Below are 6892 nucleotides of genomic sequence, written 5' to 3' on the forward strand. Positions count from 1 at the left end.
AGCGCTTCATCGTCATGGTGATCGTCATCAACGCGATCACCCTCGGCCTCGAGACCTCGCCCACCGCCATGCAACAGGCGGGCGGACTGCTGCTCGCGCTCGACCGCGCCGCGCTCGCGGTGTTCGTGGTCGAGCTCGCGCTCAAGCTCTACGTCTACCGCCTGCGCTTCTTCCGCAGCGGCTGGAACGTGTTCGACTTCACCATCGTCGCGATCACCCTCGCCCCCACCGGCGAAGGCCTGCAGGTGCTGCGCTCCTTGCGCATCCTGCGCGCGCTGCGCCTGGTGTCGGTGGTGCCCTCGATGCGCAAGGTCGTCAATGCGCTGCTGCGCGCCATCCCCGGCATGAGCTCGGTGCTCACCCTGCTGCTGCTCGTGTTCTACGTCGCCGCGGTGATGAGCACCAAGCTCTTCGGCGCGAGCTTCCCGGAGTGGTTCGGAAGCATCGGCGAATCCTTCTACACCCTGTTCCAGGTCATGACCCTGGAGTCGTGGTCGATGGGCATCGCCCGCCCGGTCATGGAGGCCTATCCCTACGCGTGGATCTTCTTCGTCCTCTTCATCCTGCTCACCACCTTCGCCGTGCTCAACCTCTTCATCGCCATCGTGGTCGATTCGATGAGCGCGGTCGAACACGAGGAGCAGGAGCAGACCCGCGAGCTGGTCGGCGTGGACCACGACGCGGTGGTCGCCGAACTGCGCGCGATCCGCGCCGAGCTGGCCGCGCTGCGGGGGGCCGGTGGCGAGCGCCCACCCACCGCCTGACGCGGCACCGACCGCCTCAGCGCTTGACCTCGAGCAGCTCGATCACGAAGTTCAGCGTGCTGTCGGGCGGGATGCGGCCGGGCACGCCGCGACTGCCGTAGGCGGTCTCCGGCGGACATACGATGCGCACCGCGCCGCCCGGCCTCATCTGCTGCAGCACTTCCTTCCAGCACGGCACCAGGGCCTCCAGCGGCAGCTCCGCCGGGCGGCCGCGGCTGTAGGAGCTGTCGAACTCCTTGCCGTCGGCGAGCGTGCCCTGGTAGTGCACCCGCACCACGTCGGCCAGCGTCGGCGGCGCGCCGGTCTCGCCCACGCGGTAGGTCTCGACGGTGACGCCCGAGGGCAAGGTCGTGGTCTGCGGCCCGGCTGCGATCGCAGCGGCAAGGGGAAGCAGGGCGAGGAGGGAAAGCAGTCGGCGCATGTCGGACTCCGGAGATTCAGATCTTGATGATGGTGTCGCTGTAGAGCGCCACGAAACGATCGTGCGTGACCAGGCGCATCGGCTCGACCAGTGCTTGTGCCACCAGAAGACGGTCGAAAGGGTCCTGATGATGCGCGGGCAAGGTCTCGACCGCCACGACGTGCTCGGGCTCGATCGCCAGGAGGCGATACCCCGAGGCGGTGAAATAGCACACGGCATCCCGGCTGGACACCGGCATGTCTCCACGCCCGAGCGCATGCTTGATGGCGATCTCCCAGACGCTTGCGACGCTGACCCATACCGTCGTTTTGGGCGACAGGATCAGATCGCGCGCGGCCTGCGGCAGCCTGGGGTGGTCGGTGATGGCCCACAGCGCGACATGCGTATCCAGAAGCAGATTCAAGATCAGCCTCCGGCGAGGAACAGCCTGGCGACGTCCTCGTTGCTGGCGTCGATGTCGTCGGGCACCTCGAACCTGCCCTTGGCCACCCCGATGCGCGGCCCCACGGACGCGCTCTCCATCGGAACGAGCCGCGCGGCAGGACGGCCGTTGCGGGCGATGACGATCTCGCGCTCCCGGCCGGACTCGATCGCCTCCACCAGGCGGGACAAGGATGACTTTGCCTGCAGCATATTTACGGATTGCATGGAGGCCTCCTCAGACACTTGTTTAGTCTAGTCTGGCTAATCTTTTCCTGCAAACGAGCGTTCGCGGGATTCTCCATTGCACCGACGGCACCGCCTGCGCCGGAGCCCGTCTCGAAAAACGACGCCCGGCAATCGCCGGGCGTCGTCCTGCATGCAAGGCCGGATCGCAAACGCGCGCCGCTCGCGCTCGCCGCGCTGAAGATCGCGCTTACAGCTTCCCGGCCACCCAGTCCTTCACCCCCGCCAGCGCCGCCGCCAGGTTCTCCGGCTGGGTGCCGCCGGCCTGGGCCATGTCGGGGCGGCCGCCGCCCTTGCCGCCGACCTGCTGGGCGACGAAGTTGACCAGCTCGCCAGCCTTGACCTTGGCGGTGTGGTCGGCGGTGACGCCCGCGATCAGGCTGACCTTGCCGTCGGCGACCGCGGCGAGCACGATCGCGGCCGACTTGAGCTTGTCCTTGAGCTTGTCCATGGTGTCGCGCAGGGTCGGCGCGTCGGCGCCTTCGAGCAGGGCGGCGAGCACCCTGATGCCTTTGATCTCGACCGCCTGACTCACCAGCTCGTCGCCCTGGCTGGCCGCGAGCTTGCTCTTGAGGCGGGCCAGTTCCTTCTCCAGCGCACGAACGTTGTCGAGGATGCCGGCGACGCGCTCGGCGACCTCGTCGGGCTGGACCTTGAGCAGCGCCGACATGCCCTGCACGCGGCGCTCCTGCTCCTGGGCGTAGCGCAGCGCGTTCTCGCCGGTGATCGCCTCGACGCGGCGGATGCCGGCGGCGACACCGCCCTCTCCGACGATCTTGAACAGGCCGATGTCGCCGGTGCGCGCCACGTGGGTGCCGCCGCACAGCTCCTTCGACGTGCCGATCGACAGCACACGCACCTCGTCGGCGTACTTCTCGCCGAACAGCATCATCGCGCCCGACTTCTGCGCCGCCTCCAGCGCCATCACCTCGGCCTGCGTGGCGGCGTTGGCGAGGATCTCGCGGTTGACGATCTCCTCGACCTCGCGGATCTCCTCGGCGCTCATCGGCGCGGTGTGGGCGAAGTCGAAGCGGGTCTTGTCGGGATCGACCAGCGAGCCCTTCTGCTGCACGTGGGCGCCAAGCACTTCCCGCAGCGCCTTGTGCATCAGGTGGGTGACCGAGTGGTTGCGCGCGGTGGCGGCGCGCGCGGCGACGTCCACCCGCGCGACCACGCCCTGCCCGACCGCCAGCTTGCCGGTGCGCACCACGCCGTGATGGCCGAACACCGCGGCCTGGATCTTCTGCGTGTCTTCCACGCCGAAGATGCCGGCGGCGGCGCGCAGCTCGCCGCGGTCGCCGACCTGGCCGCCGGACTCGGCATAGAACGGGGTGTGGTCGAGCACGACCACACCCATCTCGCCCTCGAGCAGCTCATTGACCGGGACGCCGTCCTTGTACAGCGCGAGGATGTTGCCCTTCTCTTCCAGCAGCGTGTAGCCGTGGAAGGTGGTCTCGGGGCCGTCGTATTCCAGGTTGGCGGCCATCTTGAACTTGCCGGCGGCGCGCGCCTGCTCCTTCTGGCGCGCCATCGCGGCATCGAAGGCGAGCGCGTCGACGGTGACCTCGCGTTCGCGGCAGATGTCGGCGGTGAGGTCGAGCGGGAAGCCGAAGGTGTCGTGCAGCTTGAAGGCGGTGTCGCCGTCGAAGACCTTCTTGCCCGCTGCTTCCATCGCGGCGAGCTCGGCCTCGACGATCGCCATACCGTTCTCGATGGTGGCGAAGAAGCGCTCTTCTTCCTGGCGCAGCACGTCCATGATGCGGCGCTCGCCGTCCTTCAGCTCGGGATAGGCGCTGCCCATCTCGGCGACCAGGTCGGGCACCATCTTGTGGAAAAAGGCGGCGCGCGCGCCGAGCTTGTAGCCGTGGCGGATGGCGCGGCGGATGATGCGGCGCAGCACGTAGCCGCGACCCTCGTTGCCCGGGATCACGCCGTCGGCGATCAGGAAGGAGCAGGCGCGGATGTGGTCGGCCAGCACCTTCAGCGAAGGCGAGTCCATGTCGGCACTGCAGGTTTCCCGCGCCGCCGCCTTGATCAGCGCCTGGAAGAGGTCGATCTCGTAGTTGGCGTGCACGTGCTGCAGCACCGCCGAGATGCGCTCCAGGCCCATGCCGGTGTCCACCGAGGGCTTGGGCAGCGGATGCATCACGCCCTGCTCGTCGCGGTTGAACTGCATGAACACGTTGTTCCAGATCTCGATGTAGCGGTCGCCATCTTCCTCGGGCGATCCCGGAGGGCCGCCCCAGATGTGGTCGCCGTGGTCGTAGAAGATCTCGGTGCACGGGCCGCAAGGGCCGGTGTCACCCATCATCCAGAAGTTGTCCGAGGCGTAGCGCGCGCCCTTGTTGTCGCCGATGCGGATCACGCGCTCCGCCGGCACGCCGACCTCCTTGGTCCAGATGTCGTAGGCCTCGTCGTCCTCGGCGTACACCGTGACCCAGAGCTTGTCCTTGGGCAGCTTGAAGACCTCGGTCAGCAGCTCCCAGGCGTAGGCGATGGCGTCGCGCTTGAAGTAGTCGCCGAAGCTGAAGTTGCCGAGCATCTCGAAGAAGGTGTGGTGGCGCGCGGTGTAGCCGACGTTCTCGAGGTCGTTGTGCTTGCCGCCGGCGCGCACGCACTTCTGCGAGGTGGTGGCGCGGGTGTAGGGACGCTTGTCGAAGCCGAGGAACACGTCCTTGAACTGGTTCATGCCGGCGTTGGTGAACAGCAGCGTCGGGTCCTCGTGCGGCACGAGCGAGCTGGAGGCCACGATCTGGTGGCCCTTGGATTCGAAGAACTTGAGGAAGGCGTCGCGGATTTCGGCGGATTTCATGTCAGGTCGTGGCCAGGACGTTGTTGAATCGGGAGCGATCGGGGAGACGATAGACGTCGAAGCCCCGGTCGAGTGTCAGGATGTCGCGCACCCCACTTTCGAGCGCGAGCACGATCAGCGACCCGTCGGCGATATCCATCGGCAGGTCGCGGTATTTTTCGGAGAGCTGGCGGATCAGCGAGACGGCGCCCGCGCCGGGGGTCGTCACCTCCACGCCACCACGCTCCACCCATTGCAGGAAGGCGAGCTGGCGATCGACCGAATGACCGAGCATATGACCGACTTCGGTCAGCACCGGCCAGGTGGTCAGCAGCGCCCCCTCGTAGTTCTCGATGAAGCGGCGCACGCGTACGTGGTTGCACTCGGCGGGCTCGAACAGCGCGATCAGCGGCCCGGAGTCAGCGATCGTTCTCAGCACGCAGCCGCTCCACGATGGTGCTACGGACGCGGTCCTTGCTGGTGAGATCGAGCGTCGCCGCCGTGGCGGACGGATCGCCGAACAGGTCCTTGCCGAGCTCGTAGGGCGTCTTGCGCGGCGCAAGCCGGGCGAGGTATTCGCGCAGGCTGGCCTTGACCAGCTCGCTCTTGCTGCGGCCGGTCTGCGCGGCGGCACGCGCGAGTTCGGACTCGAGCTCGGGATCGAGACGGATCGACAGGGTCATGGGGCCGGCCTCCTGTATTACACAACGTAATGCATCGTATGACGCGCTGCGATCGAAGTCAATTTCCGCCCATGACGCCTATAATTATGCGTTAAGACAACCACCCCGGACACGAGGACAACATGGGCAATCGGCTCTCCAAGATCTACACCCGCACCGGCGACGCCGGCACCACCGGCCTGGGCGACGGCAAGCGCGTCTCCAAGAACAGCCTGCGCATCCACGCCCTGGGCGAGGTCGACGAGACCAACGCCATCATCGGCCTGCTGCTGTGCGAGGAGCTGCCCGAGGACGTGCGCGTGCTGCTGACCAACGTGCAGCACGACCTCTTCGACCTCGGCGGCGAGGTGTGCATCCCGGGCATGAGCATGATCACCGGCAAGCAGGTGACGCACCTTGAAGAAGAGCTCGACCGCTTCAACGAACCGCTCGAGCCGCTCAAGGACTTCATCCTGCCCGGCGGCACCCGCGCCGCCGCCTACGCCCACCACGCCCGCACGGTGTGCCGCCGCGCCGAGCGCGCGCTGGTGGCGCTGGCGCTCGAGGAGTCGGTGAATGACGCCCCGCGCCAGTACCTCAACCGCCTCTCCGACCTCCTCTTCGTGCTCGGCCGCGTGCTCAACCGCGCCGGCGGCCGCGGCGACGTGCTTTGGCAAAAGCGGAAGAATGCCTGAGGGCCGCCTCCCGCAGCCACGTCGTTTCTCGTAGGAGCGACGCGAGTCGCGATTGCGGCGCTTGGAATCCGCGCCTCCGCCCCGGAAGCGCCCGATCGCGACGGGCGTCGCTCATGCCGGCGCGCCCGGACGGGGTGCAGCGCGTGCCGCTCCCCGGCTTCACCCCTGCGACGCCTCCTCTCCGCTCACCGCCTGGGCGGCGAGGAGTTCGCGGAACAAGGCCGAACTCTGCGCCAGCTCCCAGGCGCGGCCGACCGCCTCGATGCGGCCGGCGCGCATCAGGATGACCTCGTCGAAACGATCGAGCAGGTGCAGGCGGTGCACCGAGGACACCAGCGCCGCGTCCGGGAAATGCGCGAACAGGCGCTGGTAGACGCGCGCCTCGGTCTCCGGGTCCAGGCTGCTGGTGGGTTCGTCGAGCAGCAGCAGGCTGGTGCCTGCGGCGGCGAGCACGCCGCGGGCGAGCGCGAGGCGCTGGCGCTGCCCGCCGGACCAGTTCGCGCCCCCCTCCACCACCCGCGTGTCCAGCCCCTGCGCCAGGCCCTCGACCACGGAGTCTGCGCACGCCGCATGCAGCGCGGCCTCGATGCGCTCGGGCGTGCGACCGGCACCGAGCAGCAGGTTCTCGGCCAGCGTGCCGTCGAACATCTCGGCCTGCTGCGGGATCAGGGTGGCGAGATGGCGCAGACGCGCCGGCATCGCCGCCAGCCCCCCGGCGTCGCTCGGCAAGCCGCCAGCGCTGGGAACGCGCTCGCCGACGACCGCCGCGGTGGCGGCTGCGGGCACCGCCTCGCCGTCGATCGACAGGACACCCGCCATGGGCGCGTCCAGCCCGGCGAGCAGGCGCAGCAGCGTGGTCTTGCCCGCGCCGCTCGGGCCGACCAGGGCGTAGC

Annotated in this window: 9 protein-coding genes; 2 read left to right on the plus strand and 7 right to left on the minus strand. The window is 68.3% G+C overall.

Translation table 11 applies throughout. The features are described from left to right. Positions 1 to 764, plus strand: a 764-nt coding sequence (locus C665_RS17280; RefSeq protein WP_004324306.1) for an ion transporter, incomplete at its 5' end; no start/stop codon positions are given. A gap of 16 nt (positions 765 to 780) precedes the next feature. On the opposite strand, the gene C665_RS17285 is transcribed toward C665_RS17280, so the two are convergent. The 6 genes from C665_RS17285 to C665_RS17310 form a co-directional block, all read right to left on the minus strand. Beyond that, positions 781 to 1185, minus strand: coding sequence for an FKBP-type peptidyl-prolyl cis-trans isomerase (locus C665_RS17285; RefSeq protein WP_004324307.1), 405 nt, complete (start codon positions 1183 to 1185; stop codon positions 781 to 783). A gap of 16 nt (positions 1186 to 1201) precedes the next feature. Next, a complete protein-coding gene (locus C665_RS17290) occupies positions 1202 to 1588 on the minus strand; it encodes a type II toxin-antitoxin system VapC family toxin (protein WP_004324309.1) in 387 nt (128 codons plus the stop codon). A 2-nt stretch (positions 1589 to 1590) separates the two neighbouring features. Then, positions 1591 to 1833 carry a type II toxin-antitoxin system Phd/YefM family antitoxin gene (locus tag C665_RS17295; protein ID WP_004324311.1) on the minus strand — a complete coding sequence of 81 codons (243 nt, stop codon included), beginning with the start codon at positions 1831 to 1833 and terminating at the stop codon, positions 1591 to 1593. Between the two features lie 208 nt (positions 1834 to 2041). After that, positions 2042 to 4663 carry an alanine--tRNA ligase gene (gene alaS / locus C665_RS17300; protein WP_004324313.1) on the minus strand — a complete coding sequence of 874 codons (2622 nt, stop codon included), beginning with the start codon at positions 4661 to 4663 and terminating at the stop codon, positions 2042 to 2044. Between the two features lies 1 nt (position 4664). After that, the gene (locus C665_RS17305; protein WP_004324315.1) at positions 4665 to 5081 is read right to left on the minus strand and encodes a type II toxin-antitoxin system VapC family toxin; all 417 of its coding nucleotides are present in this window, start codon (positions 5079 to 5081) and stop codon (positions 4665 to 4667) included. Then, a complete protein-coding gene (locus C665_RS17310; protein WP_004324317.1) occupies positions 5062 to 5325 on the minus strand; it encodes a ribbon-helix-helix protein, CopG family in 264 nt (87 codons plus the stop codon). The genes C665_RS17305 and C665_RS17310 overlap by 20 nt, the downstream gene beginning before the upstream one ends. Positions 5326 to 5447: 122 nt before the next feature. On the opposite strand from C665_RS17310, the gene C665_RS17315 reads away from it, so the two are divergent. Beyond that, complete coding sequence (locus C665_RS17315) at positions 5448 to 5999, plus strand: cob(I)yrinic acid a,c-diamide adenosyltransferase (RefSeq protein ID WP_004324319.1); 552 nt, start codon at positions 5448 to 5450, stop codon at positions 5997 to 5999. A gap of 159 nt (positions 6000 to 6158) precedes the next feature. Here the strand turns inward: C665_RS17315 and C665_RS17320 are convergent. Next, on the minus strand, positions 6159 to 6892 hold a 734-nt coding region (locus C665_RS17320; RefSeq protein WP_004324321.1), incomplete at its 5' end, for an ATP-binding cassette domain-containing protein.

The organism is Thauera aminoaromatica S2, from assembly GCF_000310185.1.
In the GTDB taxonomy this organism is placed as follows: Bacteria; Pseudomonadota; Gammaproteobacteria; order Burkholderiales; family Rhodocyclaceae; genus Thauera; species Thauera aminoaromatica.